Source organism: Microbacterium oxydans (assembly GCF_000956405.1).
Classification (GTDB): domain Bacteria; phylum Actinomycetota; class Actinomycetes; order Actinomycetales; family Microbacteriaceae; genus Microbacterium; species Microbacterium oxydans_C.
Window position 1 is genome coordinate 85,689 of record NZ_JYIV01000017.1, and the last position, 22,379, is coordinate 108,067.

24 protein-coding genes and 1 riboswitch are annotated in these 22,379 nt (G+C 67.9%); of the genes, 14 read left to right on the forward strand and 10 right to left on the reverse strand.

Annotated elements, in window-relative coordinates; all coding sequences use genetic code 11:
- Positions 1-438, reverse strand: a complete 438-nt coding sequence (locus RN51_RS03575; RefSeq protein ID WP_045262662.1) for an SRPBCC family protein — start codon at positions 436-438, stop codon at positions 1-3.
- A gap of 158 nt (positions 439-596) precedes the next feature.
- On the opposite strand from RN51_RS03575, the gene RN51_RS03580 reads away from it, so the two are divergent.
- Together RN51_RS03580 and RN51_RS03585 are read left to right on the forward strand one after the other, a co-directional pair.
- The gene (locus tag RN51_RS03580; protein ID WP_045262663.1) at positions 597-1,925 is read left to right on the forward strand and encodes a cytochrome P450; all 1,329 of its coding nucleotides are present in this window, start codon (positions 597-599) and stop codon (positions 1,923-1,925) included.
- A 104-nt stretch (positions 1,926-2,029) separates the two neighbouring features.
- On the forward strand, positions 2,030-3,214 hold the full coding sequence (locus RN51_RS03585) for a zinc-dependent alcohol dehydrogenase (RefSeq protein WP_045262664.1): 1,185 nt from the start codon (positions 2,030-2,032) through the stop codon (positions 3,212-3,214).
- Positions 3,215-3,242: 28 nt separating this feature from the next.
- Here the strand turns inward: RN51_RS03585 and RN51_RS03590 are convergent, their stop codons facing one another.
- Both RN51_RS03590 and RN51_RS18330 read right to left on the reverse strand, forming a co-directional pair.
- On the reverse strand, positions 3,243-3,545 hold the full coding sequence (locus RN51_RS03590) for a hypothetical protein (protein ID WP_045262665.1): 303 nt from the start codon (positions 3,543-3,545) through the stop codon (positions 3,243-3,245).
- On the reverse strand, positions 3,542-3,712 hold the full coding sequence (locus RN51_RS18330; protein ID WP_156149078.1) for a hypothetical protein: 171 nt from the start codon (positions 3,710-3,712) through the stop codon (positions 3,542-3,544). Before RN51_RS18330 ends, RN51_RS03590 begins: the two co-directional genes overlap by 4 nt.
- Positions 3,713-3,865: 153 nt before the next feature.
- Here RN51_RS18330 and RN51_RS03595 point away from each other — a divergent pair, with 153 nt between their 5' ends.
- Together RN51_RS03595 and RN51_RS03600 are read left to right on the forward strand one after the other, a co-directional pair.
- Positions 3,866-4,108 (forward strand): hypothetical protein, encoded by a 243-nt coding sequence (locus RN51_RS03595; protein WP_045262666.1) that lies wholly within the window; start codon positions 3,866-3,868, stop codon positions 4,106-4,108.
- Entirely contained in the window at positions 4,108-5,103 is a 996-nt protein-coding gene (locus RN51_RS03600) for a Clp protease N-terminal domain-containing protein (RefSeq protein WP_045262667.1), read from the forward strand. Before RN51_RS03595 ends, RN51_RS03600 begins: the two co-directional genes overlap by 1 nt.
- Positions 5,104-5,349: 246 nt before the next feature.
- Here RN51_RS03600 and RN51_RS03605 read toward each other — a convergent pair whose 3' ends face one another.
- On the reverse strand, positions 5,350-5,955 hold the full coding sequence (locus tag RN51_RS03605) for a hypothetical protein (protein ID WP_045262668.1): 606 nt from the start codon (positions 5,953-5,955) through the stop codon (positions 5,350-5,352).
- A complete protein-coding gene (locus tag RN51_RS03610; protein ID WP_082066344.1) occupies positions 5,933-7,639 on the reverse strand; it encodes a cytochrome b in 1,707 nt (568 codons plus the stop codon). The genes RN51_RS03605 and RN51_RS03610 overlap by 23 nt, the downstream gene beginning before the upstream one ends.
- A 179-nt stretch (positions 7,640-7,818) precedes the next feature.
- Positions 7,819-7,883: riboswitch (guanidine-III (ykkC-III) riboswitch) on the reverse strand.
- Between the two features lie 138 nt (positions 7,884-8,021).
- Here RN51_RS03610 and RN51_RS03615 point away from each other — a divergent pair.
- Together RN51_RS03615 and RN51_RS03620 are read left to right on the forward strand one after the other, a co-directional pair.
- Positions 8,022-8,306, forward strand: a complete 285-nt coding sequence (locus tag RN51_RS03615) for a hypothetical protein (RefSeq protein ID WP_045262669.1) — start codon at positions 8,022-8,024, stop codon at positions 8,304-8,306.
- 141 nt (positions 8,307-8,447) lie between these two features.
- On the forward strand, positions 8,448-9,599 hold the full coding sequence (locus tag RN51_RS03620) for a calcium:proton antiporter (protein WP_045262670.1): 1,152 nt from the start codon (positions 8,448-8,450) through the stop codon (positions 9,597-9,599).
- 23 nt (positions 9,600-9,622) lie between these two features.
- Here RN51_RS03620 and RN51_RS03625 read toward each other — a convergent pair whose 3' ends face one another.
- Positions 9,623-11,467 (reverse strand): MOSC domain-containing protein, encoded by a 1,845-nt coding sequence (locus tag RN51_RS03625; RefSeq protein ID WP_045262671.1) that lies wholly within the window; start codon positions 11,465-11,467, stop codon positions 9,623-9,625.
- 205 nt (positions 11,468-11,672) lie between these two features.
- Here RN51_RS03625 and gap point away from each other — a divergent pair, with 205 nt between their 5' ends.
- The 6 genes from gap to RN51_RS03655 all read left to right on the forward strand — a co-directional run bounded on the left by gap (position 11,673) and on the right by RN51_RS03655 (position 15,530).
- Positions 11,673-12,704, forward strand: a complete 1,032-nt coding sequence (gene gap, locus RN51_RS03630) for a type I glyceraldehyde-3-phosphate dehydrogenase (RefSeq protein WP_045262672.1) — start codon at positions 11,673-11,675, stop codon at positions 12,702-12,704.
- Complete coding sequence (locus tag RN51_RS03635; RefSeq protein WP_045262673.1) at positions 12,697-13,254, forward strand: peroxiredoxin family protein; 558 nt, start codon at positions 12,697-12,699, stop codon at positions 13,252-13,254. Before gap ends, RN51_RS03635 begins: the two co-directional genes overlap by 8 nt.
- Before the next feature lie 108 nt (positions 13,255-13,362).
- Positions 13,363-13,860: a MarR family winged helix-turn-helix transcriptional regulator gene (locus RN51_RS03640; protein ID WP_045262674.1), complete on the forward strand. Its 498-nt coding sequence runs from the start codon at positions 13,363-13,365 to the stop codon at positions 13,858-13,860.
- A complete protein-coding gene (locus tag RN51_RS03645; RefSeq protein WP_045262675.1) occupies positions 13,857-14,660 on the forward strand; it encodes an SDR family oxidoreductase in 804 nt (267 codons plus the stop codon). Before RN51_RS03640 ends, RN51_RS03645 begins: the two co-directional genes overlap by 4 nt.
- 304 nt (positions 14,661-14,964) lie before the next feature.
- Complete coding sequence (locus RN51_RS03650; protein WP_045262676.1) at positions 14,965-15,231, forward strand: hypothetical protein; 267 nt, start codon at positions 14,965-14,967, stop codon at positions 15,229-15,231.
- Positions 15,228-15,530, forward strand: a complete 303-nt coding sequence (locus RN51_RS03655; RefSeq protein ID WP_045262677.1) for a hypothetical protein — start codon at positions 15,228-15,230, stop codon at positions 15,528-15,530. The genes RN51_RS03650 and RN51_RS03655 overlap by 4 nt, the downstream gene beginning before the upstream one ends.
- 17 nt (positions 15,531-15,547) lie before the next feature.
- On the opposite strand, the gene RN51_RS03660 is transcribed toward RN51_RS03655, so the two are convergent.
- Entirely contained in the window at positions 15,548-16,186 is a 639-nt protein-coding gene (locus RN51_RS03660) for a hypothetical protein (RefSeq protein ID WP_045262678.1), read from the reverse strand.
- A 142-nt stretch (positions 16,187-16,328) separates the two neighbouring features.
- On the opposite strand from RN51_RS03660, the gene RN51_RS03665 reads away from it, so the two are divergent.
- Entirely contained in the window at positions 16,329-17,297 is a 969-nt protein-coding gene (locus tag RN51_RS03665; RefSeq protein WP_045262679.1) for a GNAT family N-acetyltransferase, read from the forward strand.
- 61 nt (positions 17,298-17,358) lie between these two features.
- Here RN51_RS03665 and RN51_RS03670 read toward each other — a convergent pair whose 3' ends face one another.
- Positions 17,359-18,534 carry a serine hydrolase domain-containing protein gene (locus tag RN51_RS03670; RefSeq protein ID WP_197073173.1) on the reverse strand — a complete coding sequence of 392 codons (1,176 nt, stop codon included), beginning with the start codon at positions 18,532-18,534 and terminating at the stop codon, positions 17,359-17,361.
- 209 nt (positions 18,535-18,743) lie between these two features.
- Complete coding sequence (locus RN51_RS03675; protein WP_045262680.1) at positions 18,744-20,159, reverse strand: MFS transporter; 1,416 nt, start codon at positions 20,157-20,159, stop codon at positions 18,744-18,746.
- A gap of 94 nt (positions 20,160-20,253) precedes the next feature.
- Here RN51_RS03675 and RN51_RS03680 point away from each other — a divergent pair, with 94 nt between their 5' ends.
- Positions 20,254-21,309: a LacI family DNA-binding transcriptional regulator gene (locus RN51_RS03680; protein WP_052674567.1), complete on the forward strand. Its 1,056-nt coding sequence runs from the start codon at positions 20,254-20,256 to the stop codon at positions 21,307-21,309.
- Between the two features lie 3 nt (positions 21,310-21,312).
- On the opposite strand, the gene RN51_RS03685 is transcribed toward RN51_RS03680, so the two are convergent.
- Positions 21,313-22,245, reverse strand: coding sequence for a nucleoside hydrolase (locus tag RN51_RS03685; RefSeq protein WP_045262681.1), 933 nt, complete (start codon positions 22,243-22,245; stop codon positions 21,313-21,315).
- Positions 22,246-22,379: the final 134 nt, after the last annotated feature.

The following is a 22,379-nucleotide window of genomic DNA, read 5'->3' on the forward strand; positions in this document are numbered from 1 at the left end:
TCACTCCGCATGCCCTTCGGCGAGGTACGCCAGACGGTGGAGGGTCTCGGCATTGCGCCAGCGGAGGATCGGCGCGGTCAGGAATCGTGGGATCAGAGCCGCCGGCCCTGCGACGGGCTCCTCGTCGATGCGCACCTGGCATCCGGTCGATGTGGTCCGTGCTCGCAGTGTGACCCTGGCCTCACCCATGGGCCAGCCGCGCGCCCTGAGCACGACCTGCCGTGGCGGGTCCCATTCACTCATCCTCGTCGTGTCGTCGAGCAGCACGGGCCAGACCCCCACGGAGTGATGCAACTGCGCCCCCACCGCCGGCCACGCCTCATCGACGTCGCGCATCCGGGAAGCGCCGACCACCCACGCGGGGTACAGCCAGCCGTTCGCGAGCACGCGGAACACGTCATCCGTCGCGCACGCCAGATCACGGGTGTTCGTCGCCATGTCTCCTCCTTGCCGCGTCTCCTTCTTGCAGCGCCATCCTGCGCGGGTTGCGCGCGCCAGGGGACCCGCTTGACATCTCGGACCCGACCGGAATAGCACACTCCGATCCGGAGCGCGCCCCCCTGGAGGGATCATCCGACTCCTGGCACCGTCGGAGCATGTTTCAGAGACTGAGCTCACGCGTGGTGCAGGCCGTCACCGCCGTCGCCCACGACGATTCGCCCTCACTCCTCACGCGGGGCTACGACTTCGGCGCACGCATCTGGCGGCGTGCGGAGCCCGGCGCACGGTCGGCTCCGATGCGACTGCTCGGAGACGACGCGGTGTTCGTGCGGGGAGTCGAGGGCATCGACCTGTTCTACGACGAGACACGCATCGCACGCCACGGCGCCATGCCGAAGATCGTCCAGGAGACGCTGTTCGGGCACGGGTCCGTGCACAGCCTGGACGGGGCGGCGCACCGACACCGCAAAGCGACATTCGTCGAGGTCGCCTACGAGGATGCGCAGGTCGCGCGGCTGACTCCCTGGCTGGAGCGCGAGTGGAGAGCGGAGCATGACGCCTGGCTCGATGGCGGAACCCGCAGTGCGTACGACGCGGCGGTCGGAGCCTTCGGTCGCGCGATCATGGGCTGGGCGGGGCTTCCCGGAACGCCGGCCGCGAAGACCCGATGGGCGGCTCGACTGGCGCAGATCGTCGACGGCTTCGGTGTTCCCTACTCACCCGAGTACGTGGCCGCCTTCGTGAACCGGATGTGGTCCGATCGGCATGCGGAGCGCCTCATCGACGCCGTCCGATCCGGCTCGCTGCACGCCGAAGATGGCACAGCTTTGGCCGAGTGGGCCGACCATTGCGATCAGGACGGCTCGTTGCTCCCGGCTCGCCTCGCCGGCATCGAGCTGCAGAACAGCATCCGCCCGATGATCGCCGCGGCGCGTTTCGTGGCCTTCGCGGCCAAGGAGCTGCATGACAGACCCGAGTGGCGCGAGCGGATCGCCGCCGAGACCGTCGAACGGAATGCGCTGGTGAGCGGGCAACTGGCGGTGATGTTCGCGCAGGAGGTGCGGCGCACCGCGCTGTTCGTGCCCATGCTGCCGGGACGCGCGCTCGTCGATATCGAGATCGGAGACGTGCGGGTGCCGGCAGGGGGCCGCGTCGTGCTCGACATCCTGGGCACCGACACCGACGAGCAGTCGTGGGCCCACCCGCATCGTTTCGCCCCCGAGCGATTCACCGATGTCGATGATCACGAGTCGATCCGCACCTTCATACCGCAGGGTGGCGCAGACGTCGCCACCGGGCACCGCTGCCCCGGCGAGAAGCTCGTCGTCGCGGGGCTCTCCGCGGCGATCGCCGTGCTGAGCGACCCGCGTCTCGACATCCTCGGCACCGGACTCGAGGTGAACCGGCGACGACTGCCGACCAGACCCGCATCGGGTGGTGCGGTGCGCAGGAGCGGCGCCACCCGCGGCTGCCCGTTCCGCTGACACGCACGTCCGCACGTTGATCGGCACCTGTCAACCCGGTAGCCGGTCGACCCGAGAGCGACGAGCGTGGCGCGGACGACGAAGACAAAGGATCGGAGGACATCATGAAGGCATTGACCTGGCAGGGCAAGCGCACGGTGACGGTGGAGGAGGTTCCCGATCCGGTGATCCAGCAGCCGGACGATGCGATCATCCGAGTCACCTCCTCGGCGATCTGCGGTTCCGATCTGCACCTGTACGAGTTGCTCGGCCCGTTCCTCGATCGCGGCGACATCCTCGGCCACGAGCCGATGGGAGTGGTCGTGGAGGTGGGTGCGAACGTGAAGACGCTCGCCGTGGGCGACCGCGTCGTCATCCCGTTCAACATCGCGTGCGGGGAGTGCTTCCTGTGTCGACGCGGCTTCCAGTCGCAGTGCGAGACCACCCAGGTGCGCGAGTACGGCAGTGGCGCGGCGCTCTTCGGGTACACCAAGCTCTACGGGCAGGTGCCCGGAGGACAGGCGGAGTACCTGCGGGTGCCGCTGGCCGACTACAACCACATCGCCGTCGCGAGCGACCTGCCCGACGAGCGATATCTCTTCCTCAGCGACATCCTTCCCACCGCGTGGCAGGGGGTGGAGTACGCGCAGGTACCGGATGACGGAACCTTCGTGGTGATGGGGCTCGGGCCGGTCGGGCAATTCGTCTCGCGCATCGGACGGCACCGCGGACACCGGGTGCTCGCCGTCGACCCCGTGCCGGAGCGTCGTGCCATGGCAGAGCGCCACGGCATCGAGACATTCGACCTCACCGACACGATCGTCGACGAGCTGCGGGACCTGACCGACGGTCGCGGTGCCGATTCGGTGGTGGACGCCGTGGGACTCGAAGCGCACGGCAACGCGGGCGTGGAGTTCGTGCAGAAGGCGGTGGGCGTGCTGCCCGATCCCGCCGCGCGTCAGCTGCTCGACAAGGCGGGCATCGATCGTCTGGCTGCCGTGTACGCCTCCATCGACACCGTGCGTCGCGGCGGGACCGTGTCACTGAGCGGGGTCTACGCGGGGGACGCCGACATCATGCCGATGAAGACCCTGTTCGACAAGCAGATCACCCTGCGCATGGGCCAGTGCAACGTGAAGAACTGGATCGACGAGCTGCTGCCCCTGGTCGAGGACGTCGCCGATCCCCTCGGTGTGATGGACCTCACCACGCACAGTGCACCGCTCGACGACGCACCCGAGCTGTACAGCACCTTCCAGAAGAAGGAAGACGGCTGCATCAAGGTCGTGCTTCGACCGTCGACGGTCTGAGCTGAGTCTGTGGATGAGGGCGGAGACCTCAGGCGCGGCGCCCGGGGTCTCCGTCCTCGCGATTGGCCTCGTCGATGTCGGGCCGACGGGTGCCGATGCCCGGGTCGTCGTTGTGCGTCGACTCGTCAGGCACCGACGAGCGGGAGCCGGGCTCGACGCCGACCGCCGACGCGGCACCGGAGTCGGCGCCCGCCCCTCCGGCCGGCACATCGCCCGGATCAGCGGGCTGGTCGCCTCCGCGCTCGGCGAGGTGCTCGGCGATGCGGGAGTCGGCGTCGCCCTCGACCGGTGAGCGCGCTGTCTCCGGACGCGATCCGTGGTCCCCGCTCACTCGGTGCCGTCCCTGAGGTCGGTGGGGGCGTCGCCGCTGTGGCCCGTGCCCTCGTCCTCCGGGGCGATGTCACCCTGGCCCTCTTCGCCGAGCTCCGCCTCGATCGGGTCTTCGCCCTGCGTCTCCGGCTGCTCTCCATCGGTGGGATACACGTCGGGATTCGACATCCTGCACTCCTCTCGTCGGGATCACCAGGGTGGAACGGAATCCGCGGGTCCGCAGGACCGTTGACACCCGGACGACGGGCAGGTATCTCCGAATACGGAGAACGTGAGCAACCTTGGTTGACAGTTTTGGGATGAGCAACGTAGGTTGACAGCATGGAATCCCTCGACGTCGCACAGATCGCGGCAGACACCACCGATCCCAGGGCCGGGCTACGCGCGGTCGCATCTCTGCGCCGACTCGCGGATGCGCTCGAACTGCGCCAGGTCGAAGCCGCGCTCCGGTCCGGCATGAGTTGGCAGTCCATCGCCGACGCCTTGGGCGTCACCCGCCAGGCCGTGCACAAGAAGCACTCGAAGCGGATCGATCCGTCCATCGACATTCCTCGGAGGGGATGATGAGCAGATTGGTGCAGGCCGCTGGCACGATGCACACCCTGTCGTTGGCCGCCATGGAAGAGGCCTCGCGTTTCGGGGTGCGTGATACCGACATCGATCATCTTCTGCTCGCTCTGACCATCGACCCCGACACGGGGGGTCAGATCCTGCGCGGCATGGGTGCCGGGCTCGACGCGGCGCGCGCGGCCGTCGCGGCGCAGCACGCCGCTCAGCTCGAATCCGTGGGCGTCGCCACAGGTGTGGACGAGCCCGGCCGCATCGTCTTCCACGAGACGTCGGGATACGAGTGGACGGACCGGGCGCTCGCGGTGTGGACCGTGGCATCGAGTGGCCGCCGCCGCGGCGACTCCGCTGCGGTGCTGCGCGCGCTCGTGGATGAACCGAGCGGCCTCGTCGAAGAGATCCTGCGACGACTCGATGTCGACCCGGACACGCTGAGATCTCGCCTCGACGACACGCGGGTCGTCGATCCCGCGCGCACAGACAGGCTCGACGAGAAGAGCTTCTCCGCCAGCCGTTCGATCTTCGTCCCCGCCCCCGTCGAGGACGTGTGGGAGCTGCTGTCGTCGGCCTCTCGCATTCCCGAGTGGGATCACGGGGTGGGCGAAGTGGGCTCAGCGATCGCCCCCACCGGCCCCTGGGAGGCGCGGACGATCACCGTCCGCAACGGCAAGCCGGTGACGGTCAAGGAATCCTACGAACGTCAGCAGATCTTCCTGGATCGATTTGAGGACCGCGCCTTCGTCACCTGGCGCTTCACCTATCCGGACGCGAGTATCAGCACGTCACGGGTGCTCGCATTCGCGCTCGAACATGCCGCCGGGGGAATGCAGATCCAGGTGACGCTCACATGGGAGGTCGAGCGACGCCGACGAGGAATTCTGCACAGCATCCGGCGTCGCATGCTCCGCCCCATCGCGCGGCCGGTCGCGCACATCCTCACCTACTTCCAGCTCACTCAGACCGAGAGCGGCATCTCGCGGGTGTTCCGCTGAGGTCGCGCCCGGGTGGGCGCATCGCGCAGACCTCGCCGATGCGCCCCGGGCCGGGTCCGCTCAGCCCTTCGCGCCCTTGCGGGGCTTGATGAACTCGGCCGGCGCGTTCTTCTCGCGCTTCGCGGCTCGCTTCTCCTTGAGCGTGAGCTGCGGTGCCTTCTTGGTCTTTCCGGACATGGTGTCTCGCTTCCCCTTCAGTGGCTGGCGTAACCTCCGACCATAGTGAGAAACCAGAGGAAGTCAAATTTACCCTTGACCGGGAAATTTCCTTCGCCGCTCGCCGGCAGAACCCAGTCCTTCGAGAACCGCATAGGTTCCGAGCGCCGGCGCCGCGCCCGGCTCCGCGCCATCGTCGACAAGAAGGAGGACGTAGCCCGATTCCTGCGCCGCCCGCCCCCATCCCGGCGGCAGGGCGCTGACGCGATCGGCTAAGAGGGTCGGCGCCGCACCGCGACCATGCAGGTCGCGTACCGCGAGACTCCGGTCCCCCTGGAAAGCGACGCCGACACGACCGAACGCCCCGAGCGGCCCCTCGAGAGGTGGCTCGAGGAGGCTCCATCCGCGCCCACGCAGATGCTCCGTCATCCGCTCCGGATCTCCGTCGCCTACCCGGAAGCGCATCGCGGCGATCGCGACCTCGCCTCCGCCCAGAATGAGGAAGGTGCATTCCAATCTCGGAATAGAAGCCTGCTGTCGGCCTGCGCGGCGAACCGCGGCGATGCCGACAACGACGATGAAGACTCCGAACGCTCCCGGAAAACCGCCCAGCAGGAAGCCGAGCGCGACGCCGCACACGGCGAGTGCGTGCGTCGCGCTCGGCCGCCAGCGGTCAGCCTTCTCGGGAGTCGGCATTCTCACTCGCCCCGACCTCGGGTTCGGATCGTTTTCCAACTGAACTGTTCGGCCCCCCGTGGTGCCCGTCGACCGCGTCGATGTCGGCCTGCGTGAGCGGCACCAATCGGTCTTCGAAGAACCAGCGCGATACCGCCGAGCGCAGGTTCTCCGTCCACGGGATGCGACCCTTCGCGTTCGGACGCACCACGAGCGGCTCGTAGGTGTGAACGTCGATGAGCTTCCAGCGGTCGTACTCGTCGACGGGCTGGTGCACCTCGACGAACTCGCCGCCAGGGAGGCGGACGATACGGCCGGACTCGAAGCCGTGCAGCACGATCTCGCGGTCCTTCTTCTGCAGCGCGATGCAGATGCGCTTCGTGATGAAGTAGCCGCAGAGGGGCCCCAGGAACAGCAGCGCCTGCAGCGAGTGGATCACACCCTCCATCGTGAGCATGAAGTGCGTGGCGATGAGGTCGGACGACGCTGCCGCCCACAGCACGGCGTAGAAGATCATGCCGGCGACCCCGATCGCGGTGCGCGTCGCGGCATTGCGGGGACGCTCGGCGATGTGGTGTTCGCGCTTGTCGCCCGTGACCCACGCCTCGAGGAAGGGGTAGACCGCGACCGTGACGATGAACAGGCCCATGACGGCGACCGGGACGATGATCCCGAACGACCAGGTGCGATCGAACATCACGACATCCCAGTTCGGGGGTGCGAGACGCAGGGCTCCGTCCGCGAAGCCGATGTACCAGTCCGGCTGCGTGCCGGCCGAGATCGGCGAGGGATCGTACGGGCCGTAGATCCAGAACGGCAGGATCTGGAAGAACGTGCCGAGTACGACGATCACGCCGAAGACGATGAAGAAGAAGCCGCCCATCTTCGCCGCGTAGACCGGCATCATCGGGTAACCCACGACGTTGTCGTTCGTGCGGCCGGGGCCGGCGAACTGCGTGTGCTTGTTGATGATCATCAGCATGAGGTGCACGACGATCAGCGCGATCACCAGCATCGGAAGGATGAGGATGTGCAGCGTGTAGAGCCGCCCGATGATGTCGGTCCCGGGGAACTCGCCGCCGAACAGCATGAACGAGGTCCAGGTGCCGATCAGGGGAAGACCCTTGATCATGCCGTCGATGATGCGCAGACCGTTGCCGGAGAGCAGGTCGTCGGGGAGCGAGTACCCGGTGAAGCCCTCGGCCATCGCGAGGATGAAGAGGATGAAGCCGATCACCCAGTTGAGCTCACGGGGCTTGCGGAAAGCACCGGTGAAGAACACCCGGAGCATGTGGAGACCGATGCCCGCCACGAAGACGAGAGCCGCCCAGTGGTGGATCTGGCGGACCAGGAGTCCCCCACGGATGTCGAACGAGATGCGCAGAGCCGAGTCGAAGGCAGCTGTCATCTCCATCCCTCGCATCGGCGCGTAGGCGCCCGTGTAATGGGTCGGCACCATCGAGGCCTGGAAGAAGAACGTGAGGAAGGTGCCGGAGAGGAACACGACGACGAAGCTCCACAGGGCGATCTCGCCGAGCATGAACGACCAGTGGTCGGGGAAGACCTTTCGACTCAGCTCCTTGAGGAGTCCGGAGACGCTGGTGCGTTCGTCGATGTAGTTCGATGCGGCACCGACGAAGCGTCCGCCGAGGGGCGGCTCCTTCTTCTGCGCGACGGGATCCAGAGTCGGAGACTCACGTGACATGGTGCGGTCCTCTTCGGTCGTGGCGGGCCAGGGAGCTGTGAGGCTGCGCATGCAGGAACGCGCGCGACGGATCGGCAGCGCGAGACATCCGTCGACGGGCGCGACGAAGAGGCGTCCACGGGGGACGGCGAGCGAGATTCGGGGTGGTTCCACACGCACAGGGCAACACGAGACGACCTTCTGGTCAGTCTTGTCGCTGTGCGGGTACTGCGCCCTCGTCCGCCGGTTCAGGAACGAACCTGCCGCCAAGCTACCAGAGAACGGACGGCTCCACGGGTGCGGCCATCGTCGGGCCGTGTTTGCTACCCTGGGGAGGACACGACGGCGGGGGACGACCCCCGACGGTGAGACCGACCGGGGACGACCCCGACAGGAGTCTCCCGTGAATCACTCATCCGCGTGGCCAGTCTGGATCGCATCCCGCGAACCCCGAGCCGCCCGCGCCACACTCGTGCTGTGCAGCGCCTCGTTCGCGATGGTCAGCGCTGCGGCCCTCAGCGTCGGCCCGGAGGGGATCTGGCTCGAACTACTCCTCTCCACGGGATTCCTCGCGTGGGCGACCGCGCAATGCGTGTGCATCGAGCGCCGTCGACGTCGGGAATCGACCTTCCGCCGCGAGGTGGAGCGCGACATCCGCAGCCTCTCCGAATCCTCCGCTCCGGAGTGAGACTCCGCGCCGTCGATGGCGAGGCCGCCCTCGTGATCGACCGCGTACCATCAGATGCACTGCGCTCCCTCAGCGCTGCGACCGGGACGACCCGGTCGTGTTGATCATTCGGGGACGGCCCCACCTCGAAGGAGTCCGGCGATGTCACGCACGGAACTGAAACAGTTGATCGGCCCAACGGACATCGTCCGTGTCCTCCTGGGATGGGGAGCCTTCGCCGCCCTCCTTCTCCTGCACCCGGTGCTGGCGCCTCCCGTGCCCACCCCGGTGCTCATCGTCGCGCTCGCGGTCATCATCGCGGTGATCCTCGTCTGCGCGTTCGGCGTCGTGAAGCAGGCCGAAGCCCTCGCGCATCGGCTGGGCGACCCCTACGGCTCGCTCGTCCTGACGCTCTCGATCGTGATGATCGAGGTCATCCTGATCTCGGCCGTCATGCTCGGACCAGGTGAGCACGCGACCATCGCCCGCGACTCGGTCATGGCCGTCGCGATGATCATCCTGAACCTCGTGATCGGGCTCGCCCTCCTCGTCGGCGGACTCCGCCACCGCGGCATGGCCCACAACCGCACCGGCACCTCGGCCTACCTGTCCATGCTGGTCGTGCTCGTCGCGCTCGCGTTCGGCCTCCCCGCCCTGATCGGCACGGACGGCTCATACACGGTGGCGCAGGAGATCCCGATCATCGTGCTCACCCTCGCGCTCTACGCGTTCTTCCTCTACCGGCAGATGGGCGCGCAGGCAGACGACTTCACCGAGGTCGACCCGCGCCTGCTGCAGAGCTCGCACCGGCAGGAGAAGACCGAGACGCAGGAGGGCATCCGTGACGTCCTCGCGAAGCATCGCACCGAGGTCCTCGTCCGCCTCGCCCTGCTGGTGGTCACCGTCATCCCGATCGTTCTCCTGTCGCACGACATGGCGGCGCTGCTCGACGACGGTCTGGGCCGTCTCGGTGCTCCGGTCGCCCTCGCCGGCGTGCTCATCGCGGGCATCGTGTTCCTCCCCGAGTCGATCACCGCGGTGCGCGCCGCTCTCGGCGGAGAAGCTCAGCGCGTCAACAACCTCTGCCACGGCGCACTCGTCTCGACCGTCGGACTCACCATCCCCGCCGTGCTGATCATCGGCATGCTCACCGGCCAGACAGTGGTGCTCGCGGAGTCTCCGGCCAACCTGTTGATGCTCGGTGTCACGCTGCTGCTGTCGGTGACGACCTTCGCCGCGAAGCGGGTGACGGCGATGCACGGCGCCGCGCACCTCGTGACCTTCGCGGTGTACCTCGTGGTGCTCTTGAGCTGACCCGGGCCAGGACCCCTCCGGTTTCAGCTTCCGGCAGGTGCGCCGTCCAGGCGCAGAGGGGTCAGTGGTGCAGCGCTGCAGACGGCGACGCGCCCTGGTCCCGGCTCGCACAACGGCTCGTTGAGATACTCGAACTCGCCGTGGGTCACGGTGCGCACGCACGTACCGCAGACGCCGACGCGGCACTCGCTCGGCCAATCGAGACCTGCTCTCTCGGCGGCGTTCAACAGGCTTCCCGCCGCGGGCTCCCACACGAAGGAGCCCGCAGCGGACTCGATCCGCAGTGGAAGGTCGGCGCGCGGGGCACGCGGCGGTCCCCACTCCGAACTCGCCGGAGAGGAGAACAGATCGACGTGGATGCGGTCGGGAGCGAATCCCGATCGCTCGAGCAGGGCGCGCATATGAGCGGCGAACGTCGGTGGACCGCATACCGAGGCGTCCGCGCGGTCGAGATCCAGCTCGGCCACGATGGATGCGAGGGCGTCGGCGTCGATCAGCCCGCCGACGGCGGTGAAACCATCGCAACGCTCGGGCGGTGGCGTGTCTGTGACATGGAGCCGTGCCGTGGCGTCCGGGAGTTCGGCGACCGCCCGACACGCCTCCTCCCACAACGGCAGGGACGTCGAACTGCGCGCACTGTGCACCACTCGTACACGTCCTGTTGCACGTTGCGCGACGCGCGAGCGGAGCAGAGCCATGGAGGGAGTGATACCGATGCCTCCGCTGACCAGCAGAAGGTCCCGAGACGCATCGTCGCCTCCGACGCCGTGCGGCCCCGACACGAGTATCGTGTCGCCGACCGCGTGGGCGTCGTGCAGCATGGTCGACACCCGCCCGTCGCGCTTCACGCTGATGCGGAACCGACCCGGCGCGGTTCCGGAGATCGTGTACGACCGCCAGTTGGGGGTCGGGGCGTCGGGAAGGTGCACCCGCACGTGGGTTCCCGGAAGAGCGTTCGGGAGCAGATCGAGGGGGTCCGTGAGCCACAGGCTGACGACATCATCCGACTCGTCCTCCTTGGCCAGCACCCGGGCAGCACGCGGCCACCCGGGCTTGCCCTCCAGGGAGGCGACGGCGCCGGTCTCCTCGCGGACCGCGTCACCCGGGCGGACGCTGCCTCCGCCGACGACCCGCGCATACACGCCGCAGTACGCGTAGCCGTAGCGAGCGGCCAGAAGGCTGGGAACGTTGAGGTCGGACACCCCGTCGACAGGGCGGATGGTGGTGGCGCGACAGCGGTCGGTCGGCTGGAAGATCTCGAGTTCGGCATCCCCGACGCGGATGCGTCTTCCCACGAGCTCGAACTCCTCGAACGGCGCCAGCCCGGTGAGGTAGAGGTTGGCCCGGAAGCGGCGACGATCGACGGGCATACCCGCCTCTCGCGCCAGCTCTTCGAGAGTCGCGAGGTTGATGATCGACACGTGCGCGTGCTCCCAATCCCAGAGCCCCTCGGATGCGGCCTCGACCAGGCGGGCCTCGCCATGATCGGCCCCGAGGGTCCGACGCAGGAGGTCGTCGATGGCGGTCGAATCGAACGCCCCGACCTCGCCGGAGGGCGAAGACCTTCGCTCTCCTCGCGCCATACCCTCCGACGTCTCGACGACCAAGGTGGAGGACTCCGATCCCTCCTCCACGAGTCCGAGCGAGATGCGGGCGAGGTGCTCGTGGCGGGCGAGGTGGAAGAAGTGCTCGCGGGGAAGCCATCCCGTGGCGCTCGGAGTCGAGTCGCGACGGGCTATCGCGAATGCTCGGTCTCCGCGCAGACCACGACCGGGCTCGAGACGAACGGGGTCGAGCGTCGGCACACCGGCGAGCCCCTTGACCGGATAGCGCACGATGCTGTCGACGAAACCTCGGCTGCTGTTCATGTACTCCTCTTCTCTGGCTCTCCGGATCGATCATCATCCTCTGCTCTCATCCGCTCTCGACCCTCGGTATTCCGGCATTGGATCACACGGCTTCCCTGGTCCGCCTTCACGGGGACAGAATCCGCGCCGGTGTCTGCGCATCGTGATATTTTTGGCATAGGCCAAAAGTCACACACCGCCGGAATCCGGCACGGGAGGGAGCACCATGTCCACCAAGATCGCCATCAACGGCTTCGGTCGCATCGGGCGGAACTACTTTCGAGCCCTGCTCGCGAAGCACTCGGATCTCGAGGTCGTCGCCGTCAACGACCTCACCGACACGCGCACGCTCGCGCACCTGCTCAAGTACGACGCGGCGAACGGCACCATGGCCGGCCCCGTGAAGCATGACCAGACGCACCTCTTCGTCAACGGACAGGCGATCCGGGTGTTCTCGGAGCGCGATCCGGCCCGCCTGCCCTGGGCCGAGCTCGGCGTCGACATCGTGATCGAGTCCACCGGGTTCTTCACGAAGGCGGAACTCGCCGCGAAGCACATCGATGCCGGCGCCCGGAAGGTGATCATCTCGGCGCCGGCGACGGGCGACGACGGAACGTTCGTCCTGGGTGTGAACGAGCACACCTACGATCCCGAGCAGCATCACATCATCTCGAACGCCTCGTGCACGACCAACTGCCTCGCCCCCGTGGCGAAGGTGTTCCACGACGCATTCGGGATCGAGGCCGGTCTGATGACCACGGTTCACGCGTACACCGCCGACCAGAACCTGCAGGACGGCCCGCACTCCGATCTGCGTCGCGCGAGGGCAGCCGGCGTCAACATCGTGCCGACCAGCACCGGGGCGGCCAAGGCGATCGGGCGAGTCATCCCCGAACTCGAGGGCAAGCTCGACGGCTTCGCGCTGCGTGTGCCGGTTCTCACCGGATCCATCACCGACCTGACGGTCACCGCCTCGCGGCCCGTGACGGTGGAAGAGGTGAAGGCCGCCTACCGCGCCGCTGCCGAGGGACTGCTCAAGGGGATCCTGCGCTACACCGAGGAGGAGATCGTCTCCGCGGACATCGTCGCGGACCCGCACTCGTCGATCCTCGATGCGGGACTGATCCGGGTCATCGGCGATCAGGTGAAGGTCTCGGCCTGGTACGACAACGAGTGGGGGTACTCGAACCGCCTGGCGGATCTCACCGAGTACGTGGCCGAGCGACTGCCGGTGCGCGAGGAGGACGCGCATGCCTGAGTCGCCCACCGACACGGCGGACTTCACCCTCGACGTATCGGAATGGGTGAACAGCGCTCCGGTCAGCCCGGAGTCGCTCCGCGGGCGGGTCGTGGTGATCGAGGCCTTCCAGATGCTGTGTCCCGGATGCGTGAGCCACGGCCTCCCTCTCGCCCAGCGCCTCCACGGCATGTTCGACCGCAGCGAGCTCGTGGTCCTGGGGCTGCACACGGTGTTCGAGCATCACGAGGTCATGGGGAGGGAGGCGCTCGAGGTATTCCTGTCGGAGTACCGGATCGAGTTCCCGGTGGCGATCGACCGCCCGATCGACGGCCAGGCCATCCCCGCCACCATGCAGCGCTACGGCCTCAGAGGAACACCGTCGATGATGATCGTCGACAGGGAAGGGCGCGTGCGGCAGATCGCTTTCGGCGCCGTGGACGAGCTGGCGCTCGGGACCTACCTGGGGCGGCTTCTCGTGGAGAGGACTCCTCACGACGCCTCGTCGATCACCGGTGGGGCGGAGCGGTCCGGGGAGGAGTCCTGCGACGTCGACGGTTCGTGCACCTGACGCCCCGGAGCTAGCTCACGACACTTCGTAGACGAGGGTGACCCTCGCCCGACGAGAATGTCCCTCGACAACAGTTGCCTCACGCAACTGAGCTGTTACAATGGAGTCATGGCTGTCCACGATGAGCTCGATGACATCCGTGACTCGCTGGTCCGAGTGGTCACGGAATGGACGCAGAGCGAGCTGCAGGTACGGATCGCCGAGAGCGTCGACGACTCCCTCGACGCTCTCGAGGTGCGGGCCCTGTATCTGGTCGGCATGAGCGGCGGTTCCCTCGGATTCGGCCGGCTGGCGGATCGGGCGGCACTGTCGCGCCCGACCACCTCGAAGCTGGTATCGCGCATGTCCGCTCGAGGGCTCTTCGACCGGATCCGATCAGGACGCACGGTCGACGTGCAGCTGACTGATGCCGGGCGGGCGGCGTATGCGCGCCTTGTCGACGCCGGGCAGCAGATGGTCGGCGGCGCCCTTGCGGGGTGGTCCGCTCAGGAGATCACGCAGTTCCAGGCCCACCTCAGCCGTTTCGTCGCCGCCCTTCCCGGGGCGACGCTCGCGACCATATCCCGGTCGCCCGATCCCGTCCCATCACCCCTGGAGGAAAAATGACCCGCACTTATGTCGTCACCGGCGCCGCATCCGGTATCGGCGCCGCAACCGCCGAGCTGCTGCGCACACAGGGACACTCGGTCATCGGCGTCGATCTGGCCGGAGTGGAGGTCACGGGCGATCTGTCGACACCCTCGGGCCGGCTCGCCGCCGCGGACGCGGTGATCGCGGCCACCGACGGAGACATCGACGCGGTCATCGCGTGCGCCGGGATCTCCGCCCCCATCGCCAAGACCATGGCCATCAACTACTTCGGTGTGACCGAGTTCCTGACCGCCCTGCTGCCGAGCCTGAGCCTGGCCGACCAGCCCCGTGCCGCGGTGGTCTCCTCGATGGCGTCGCTGCAGCCCGTCTCGGCAGATCTCGTCGATGCAGCACTGAGCGGCGATGAGAACCTCGCGCTCGAGATCGGAGACCAGCTCGCCGCCACGCCGGAGGGCGGGTTCCTGAACTACTCGTCGAGCAAGCGCGCGCTGTCGCGGTGGGTCCGTCGCGCATCCGTCTCGGAGGAATGGGCCGGAGCCGGCATCCCCCTGAACGCCGTCGCGCCGGGAACCGTCATCACGGCGATGACCGCAGGTCTGCTCGCGAGCCCCGAGGGATTGGCGCAGGTCGACGCGGCCGTGCCGATGCCGCTGAACTACCACCAGCCGGCCTCCTCGATCGCCGAGCTGCTGGTGTGGCTGACGAGCCCGGCCAACACCCACATGGCGGGCCAGACCATCTACTGCGACGGCGGAGCCGATGCCGTGCTGCGCGGCGACGACATCTGGTCGTGGAACGACGCACCGCGCAGCTGACCCACGCGAGACGAGAAGGCCCGATCCGGTTCACGGATCGGGCCTTCTCGTCGTATCGATCACGTGACGCACCCCGCACTTATTTTGAATGACTAAAAATAACGTGGTACTGTCAGAGGGAACCGGACGGCCAGATCGTCCTTCCCTTCATCGACATCCGACAGCTCTTCGGGAAGGCACCTGGCCGCAGGACGAGCATGCCGTCCATCGGGGGCACATCGCCCCGGGTGGCTTCGGCGCGCCCACGCACAGGACCGAGTGCGCCCGCATCCGACGGCGCCCGGCGAGACGAGAGGAAGCACTGATGAAGGAGACCCGAGACGGCTGGAAGCCGAACCCGGTGTTCAGCTCGATGCCGCATTCGATGGGCCGAGGCTCCCGCGAGGACATCGTCTGGGAAGCGCTCGACCGCGTGAACGGCAAGCCGGCCCCCACGATGGGAGCGATGCAGGCCGCGATGGGGAACGAGGCGCAGATCCGCATCGTGCACGACACGATCCGTGCCTACCTCGACGCGCACGGACTCAACGACACCAGCGAGCTCGGCGTGCGCGCCGGAGACGTCGCATGAGAGGCCGGAGCGGGCAGGCCGACCTGACGATGCGCATCCGCCCGACCGAGCTGTGCCGCACTCCGCCCGAGACGCTGGACGGCGATCAGTTCATCGCCCAGCTCGGCTCCGTCGGCCTCGGCAGCACGTCCTACGTGGTCGGACGTCGCGACCCGCACGCCCCGGAGTGGATCGTGCTCGACTACGCCACCGGAGCACACGAACGGGTATGGAGACAGACGGGCGAGCACGCGGATGGCGTGCTGACCTACGTGCTGGTCGACGACGACTCCTCGAAGGGATACGTCTCGGCCGCCTGACGATCACTGCCTGAGGGTCATCCGCCGAAGACGACCACCGCTCCGGGCCGAGCACGCGCGGCCCGGAGCGCCACGGCGCCCAGGGCTCCGGTGGCGAGGATGCGCGTGAGGATCAGCACGTTGGAGACCGTGATCATCGCGTTCTGGTCGGATACGCCGCCCGACATGACGGCGACCTCCATCAGCGAGCCCAGCACCACCGCGGCGAGCGCGATCGCCGGGATGAATCTCCAGGGCGTCACGAGCGTGCTGCGCAGGACACCGGCGACGATCGTCCCCGACAGCGCCAGCTCCACGAGCGCGTTCACGAAGAGAGGCGCCGCCGATGTGAGGTCGAACGAGGCCGTCAGCAGCGGGGGCCCGGCGGGCAGCCACAGGGCGAGGAGGACGAGGGATACGACGACGGACTGGGGCAGCCGCAGGGTGTCGTCGCGGCGCAGGGCTCCGATCCCGGCGGCGACGAGCGCAAGGCTGAACGCCACGGTTGCCGTGGTCGATATCCCGACGAGCGCATCCCCGCTGAGCGAGCCGGGGAGGCTGCGGAAGGCCCCCATCAGGGCAGAGCCGATGAACAGCACTCCGGATGCCAGCCACCAGGGCGACCACCGCATCGGCGCCGCCTCGACCGTGACCGCCGAGGTGTCAGATCCGCTCATCGCTCACCACTTCGTCGTCGGGGACAGCTCCTGCATCCAGGCTCTCAGATACCCGGGAGCCCCAGAGCCGGGCGATCGGTGCCGACACATGGCACCCTGGGTGAGCCCGTCCGACTTCGAACCGAGAGCTTCACGACCTTCGATGGATATCCGTATCATGCACGTCGACCCGCAGCACACCGCGCTGTTGATCCGATGGAACGGCATCCTCCGCGACGGATACGCGGCCGGACGCCGGAAGGTATGGTCGCGCAGCGACGAGGCGACGCGTCGGCAGTTCCAGAACCCGCATCCGACCCGCATCTCAGTGCTATTGCTCGCGGAGATCGACGGAGTGCCGGTGGGCGCCGCAGAAGCCCACGTGCACCCCGGAGATCCGGCCGACGTCGAGATCGCCGTCCTCGATCGCTTCCGTCGCCGCGGGATCGCCCGCGCCCTGCTCCGCGCTGTCCGCGACGCAGTGCGCGGCACCGCCACACTCGTGCGCACCGAGACGTACTCCGAGGCGGGGGTCTCGTTCGCGCGGTCGGAGGGGCTGCGGGTCGGTATACGCGAGAGCCGGCAGGTGGTCGACCTGCCGCTGCCCGTGGGGACGCTCGAAAGCCTGCCCGCTGCGCACCCCGATATCGAGGTCGTCTCGTGGGTCGGCGCGTGTCCGGATGAGCTGCTCGCCGACTGGGCGCGGCTTCGCACGCACATGTCGGACGACGTACCGATGGGCGACCTCACCCGAACGGCAGCAGCAGCCGACGTCGCAGCGGTTCGTCGGAACGAAGAGCGCATGTCGGAACAGGGGTACGCGCTCGTGCGCAGCGTCGCCCGCACCGGGGCGAACGCCGTCGGTTACACCGAGATCCTGCTCTCCCGGCCCGACCCGACGATCGCGCTGCAGGACGACACCTTCGTCGAGGAACGGGTGCGAGGTCGCGGCATCGGCCGGGCCCTGAAGGTCGCCAATCTGCGACTGCTCATGACCCTCCCGGAGAGCTCGGCGTCACGGTTCCTGCAGACCTACACGGCGCCGTCGAATGCACCGATGCTCGCCCTGAACAGATCGGTCGGCTTCACCGAGGTCGACGTCCTCACGGTTCTCGAAGGTCCGCTGGGCTGACGGCATCGTCGCAGAGCGGATGGCGGCCCTCCCGCGCTCCACCGCGAGAGGGCCGGGACGATCAGCCGAGCTGATACACGTTCTCGGGGGTCAGCAGTTCGGTGACGGGCGTCAGCAGGCCCGGACCCAGGTCGGATTCACCGTCGACGTCGGAGTTGACGAAGGCGACCACTGTCATCTCCTTCTCGGGAAGGTAGATCGTCACCGTCTTGTATCCGGGGAGTCCGCCGTTGTGTCCGATCCACCCGTCGAGCCGGAAGAGTCCGAGGCCGTATCCGGATTCCTTGTCATCGGGCGAGACGGGAGTGACGGTGAGGCGTTCCTTCTGCAGTTCCGGCGACAGCAGTTCACCGGTGGCCAGCGCGGGGACCCAGACCTTCAGGTCTTCGAGGTCGGAGATCATCCCGCCGGCAGCCCACGCCCACGACGGGTTCCAGTCGGTCGCCGCCTTCTTGGAACCGTCGGGGGTCTGCACCGTGTAGCCCTGCGCGTGCGGCTCCGGGAAGTCGTTCCCCTCGGGAAGGAAGGTGTGCTCCAGCCCCAGAGGGTCCGTCACCTCCTTCCGCACCACGTCGGCCAGAGGCATGCCCGTGATCTTCTCGATCGCGAGCCCGAGGAGGACGGTGTTGGTGTTGGAGTACTCCAGCACCGTGCCCGGCTCGTCGTTCAGAGGCGCGTCCTTGATCCCCTCGATCAGGCTCTGTGGCGTCAGCGGAGCGAAGGGATCGGCGAAGTAGGCGTCCTGCCACGCCTTGTCGTTCGTGTACTCCGGAACACCCGAGGTCATGCCGGCCAGATCGCGGATGGTGATCCGGTCGCCCTCGCGCAGACCGTCGACGTAGGTCGAGATCGGGTCGTCGAGGGAGACGGCGCCGTCGTCCACGAGGCGGAGCAGCGCGGTCACGACGAAGGTCTTGGTGACGCTGCCGATGCGGTGGTTCAGCTCGGGGGTCATCTCGGTCTTCTTCTCGACATCGGCGAGACCCGCAGACGAGACGTAATCGCCCTCCGGGCTCCAGATCGCCAGCGTCACCCCCGGCATGTCGTGTTCCGAGATCGCCTCGTCGAGGATCTGATCGAGCTTCTTCACCGTGTCGGCGTCGAACTTCCCGGTAGTCGTCGACGAGGGGGCCGGTGGAGCGGGCGATGCACAGGCGGCGAGCGCAAGCATCGACGTGCTGAGTCCGACGGCAGCCAGGGCCAGAGCGAAACGGGGGCGGGGGGCGTGTGATTTCACGGTGTGCTTTCCGATGGGGGACGAGTGAGATCCCATCGTCCGCGGGAGCGGCACACCGCCGCGTCGACCTGCGGTAGCTCGCAGGTGGTACCGCAGGCGGACATCCCCGCCCCCACACGACGGCACATCGTGCTGCGGGGTGAATCCCGAGCCCGCCCCACACGACGGAGCCCCCGCTGCTCTCGGCGGGGGCTCCGTGCACAGGGCGCTCAGCGCACCAGTTCGGCACTCACCGGCTTGGGGATGAACATCGAGAAGGCGAGCGCGCCGAGGAGGACGACGGCCCCGGTGATGAGCGCCGCGACATATCCGCCCGACGGCACCTCATCCGAGGCGAACGAGGTCTGGGCGGCGTAGATGACGACGAAGCTCAGCCCGGCGCCGAGGTTGATGGCGCCGGTGTTCAGACCGGGGAGCGAACCCGGGCGATCCTTCGGCGAGAGCACGACACCCAGGCCGTTGAGCATGATGTTGCCGATTCCGGCGTAGGTGATGCCGACCGCGATCGAGAGGAGAAGCAGGACGAATCGCGATGAGGTCTCCACGTTGGCCACCATGAGTCCGAGGACGAGCACGGTTCCGCCCAGCCCGATGCGCAGCATCGTGCGGTATCCGACCGTGGCGGCGAGTCGGCCGCTGAGCGGACCCATCAGGAGCCCGGCGAGGGCGTAGGGCATCAGGATCCACAGTGACACCTCCTCCGCACTCATGGACAAGTTCATCGCGGTGTCCTGCGCGAGTGCGGGGACCACGCCATTCATGATCGCGAAGATCCCCGAGAGGGTCAGCAGCGAGGTGGCGCTCAACGCCCAGGTGGCGCGCTGCTTCAGCTGGGGGATCGAGACGAGCGGATGCGCGATCCGCGCCTCGAGCTTCCAGAAGGCGGTGAAGGACGCGACCGCGACAACTGCGAGGACGATCACGAGCAGCAGGTCTGCACCGGCGAGCTTGCCGAGCTCGTTGAGCGCCACGAGCATCGACCCCACCGAGACGACCAGCAGCAGCGACCCCCACCAGTCCATGCGCGGGCGGTCGTCGGCCATCGTCTCCGGGGCGAGGAAACGCACGGTCAGAGCGGCGAGGATCGCCACACCGGCCATGGTCCAGAAGATCGACGCGAAGCCGTGATTCGTCGCCAGGTATCCGCCGAGCAGGGCGTCACCCCCGGCGATGCCTCCGTTGACGGCGGTGACGACCCCGAGGAGGGTGCCGTACGCCTTCGGGTCCTTCACCGCGGCGCGCAGCATGATCAGGCAGAGCGGAACCACCGGCCCCGACACCCCCTGGATCAGTCGGCCGATGAACAGCATCGGGACGTTCGTGGCCAGCGCCGCGACGACGCAGCCCACGGCCATCACCACGAGCATGCCGACCAGCACGCGTCGACGTCCGATCAGGTCCCCCAGGCGAGGGAGGAACAGCGTGAACAGCGCCGCCGCCGTGAAGAAGACGGTCTGCGTCGCGGCGATCTCGGTGGAGGTGGCGGCGAGTTCGCGCTCCATCGTCACCAGCGCGGGGCTCAGCATGCTGGCATTGAGCTGGAAGGCGAGACATGCGGCGAGGAGGGCGATCATCAGCGACGCCACGTTCGTGCAGGTGCGTACCGCTTCTGTTTGGTTGGTCATTGCTCACTTCTTCGTGTCTGAGTGGGGGTCGGTGGGTGGCAGATCGGTGGCCGGTCGCGTGCGTAATCCTTTACGCACGCCCTATCTTGGACTGATGGTGTCGACGGCGGCACCGATGGGGGGTCGGGTCGTGGTGAAGAAGGCGTCGGTCACGCTGCACGAGGTGGCGGCAGCCGCCGGGGTGTCCATCGCGACCGTCTCGCGGGCCCTCAACGGAAAGGACCGCGTCTCCGGCCGCACCGCCGAGCATGTGGCCGAGGTCGCCGAGCGACTCGGCTATCGCGTCAATCTCATCGGTCGCGGACTGCGGGCGGGCAGCGGTGCCACGATCGGCGTCGTGGTCCCGGTGATCAGCAACCCCTTCTACGGCGAGCTCATCCACCGCCTCGAAGACCATCTTCAGCGCCGGGGCTTCGACCTGGTCATCGCCGATTCGCACGGCGAGGTCGACCGCGAACGCGATCGGCTCCGCATGCTGGTCGAGCGTCGTGTCGAGGGGATCTTCGTCGTACCGTCCGATGCCGAGCTCTCGTACGACGCCGTCGCGGACACCGCCCGCAGAGTGCCACTGGTGCAGCTCGACCGTCGCGTGATCGACCTGTCCGCCGACTTCGTGGGAGTGGACAACGACGCCGGCATCGACCTCGCCGTCGACCACGTCACCTCCCGCGGTGCGAGTCGAGTCGTGCTCGTCTCCGGCAACGACGTCACCTCGGTGGGACGTGAACGACGGGCCGCGTTCGAGACCACCGTGCGGGAACGCTCGCTGCCCCGCGAGGACAACATCTTCGGGGAGTACCTGCTCTCCTTCGGAGAGAGGGCCGTTGAAGAACTGCTGGCGCGCGGGCCCCTCCCCGATGCGATCATCGCCGGCGACGACCTCGTCGCAGCCGGCGCCATCGCCGCGTTGAAGCGCGCGGGCAGGAGCGTTCCGTCCGACGTGCAGGTGACGGGCTTCGACGGGACGATGCTCGCGGATGTATGCGAGCCGCGGCTGACGACCGTGGTGCAGCCGTTCGACGAACTCGCCCGCGAGGCGACCGAAGCCCTGGTGCGCCGGATGGAAGATCCCGAGGCCCCGTACGTGCTCCGTCGCCTCGCGCCGAGCCTGCGGGTGGCCGAGTCGACGACTCCCGCCGCTACGCACTGAGCATCACGCCAGTGCGCCGACGGCGTCGGTCACCAGGTTCCAGAACTTCGGCACGTCGAGGGTGATCGCGACGTCGGTGTTCGGCTCCTTGCCCAGCATGTCGTGGAGATCGACGCAGGTCGCGCCGGCGGTGAACTCCCCCGTGGTCTCGATGTCGACGTGGCAGCGCTGCACGGAGGCGACGGCGCGGTCGATCGCGATCGCCACGGTGATGGGGTCGTGCAGAGGACCCTCTGGCATGCCCTCCGCCTTCTCGTAGGTGCTGCAGAAGAACCGGAGCAGCTCGACGCCGAAGGCCGCGGTCTCGTTGCCGACGGCCCCGATGCGCTGGATGACCTCTTCGGTGATGAGGGCCTGGTGGGAGATGTTGAGTCCGACCATCGTCAGCGGCAGACCGGAGGCGAACACGACCGCTGCCGCTTCCGGATCGGCCCAGGCGTTGAACTCCGGGTATGCGCCCACGTTGCCGCGTCCGGTCGAACCGCCCATCCAGATGATCTCCTTGATCTGCGACATGACCTCGGGGCGCTGCTGCAGCAGGAGGGCGATGTTCGTCAGAGGGCCGGTCGGGATCAGCGTGATCGGCTCCGACGATGCGGCGAGCGTGTCGGCGAGGAAGTCGACGGCGTGGCGGGGGTCGAGCGGCACCGTGGGTTCGGGGAGCACCGGACCACCGAGCGCATTCTCCCCGTGGATCCATGCCCCCGGGGTGAGTTCGCGCGTGAGCGGCTTGTCGGCCCCGGCGGCGACCGGCACGTTCGTGACCCCGGCCACCGTGAGGGCGATCCGCGCGTTGCGGGTGGTGTGCTCGAGGTAGCCGTTGCCGCCGACGGTCGTCACACCGCGCAGGTCGATGGCGTCGTTTCCGGCCGCGAGCCAGATCGCGAAGACGTCGTCGTGGCCCGGATCGCAGTCGAGAAGGACGGGAGTGGTCATGGTGCTCCTTTGCAGATGTTCGTGCGTAAACGTTTACACTTTCTTGCAGGAACGTCAAGTCGGCAGCACCGACATCGCTCCGCACCCCGCCCCACGATCCGAAAGCCGCCGCCATGGTCACCCCTGCCTCCCCC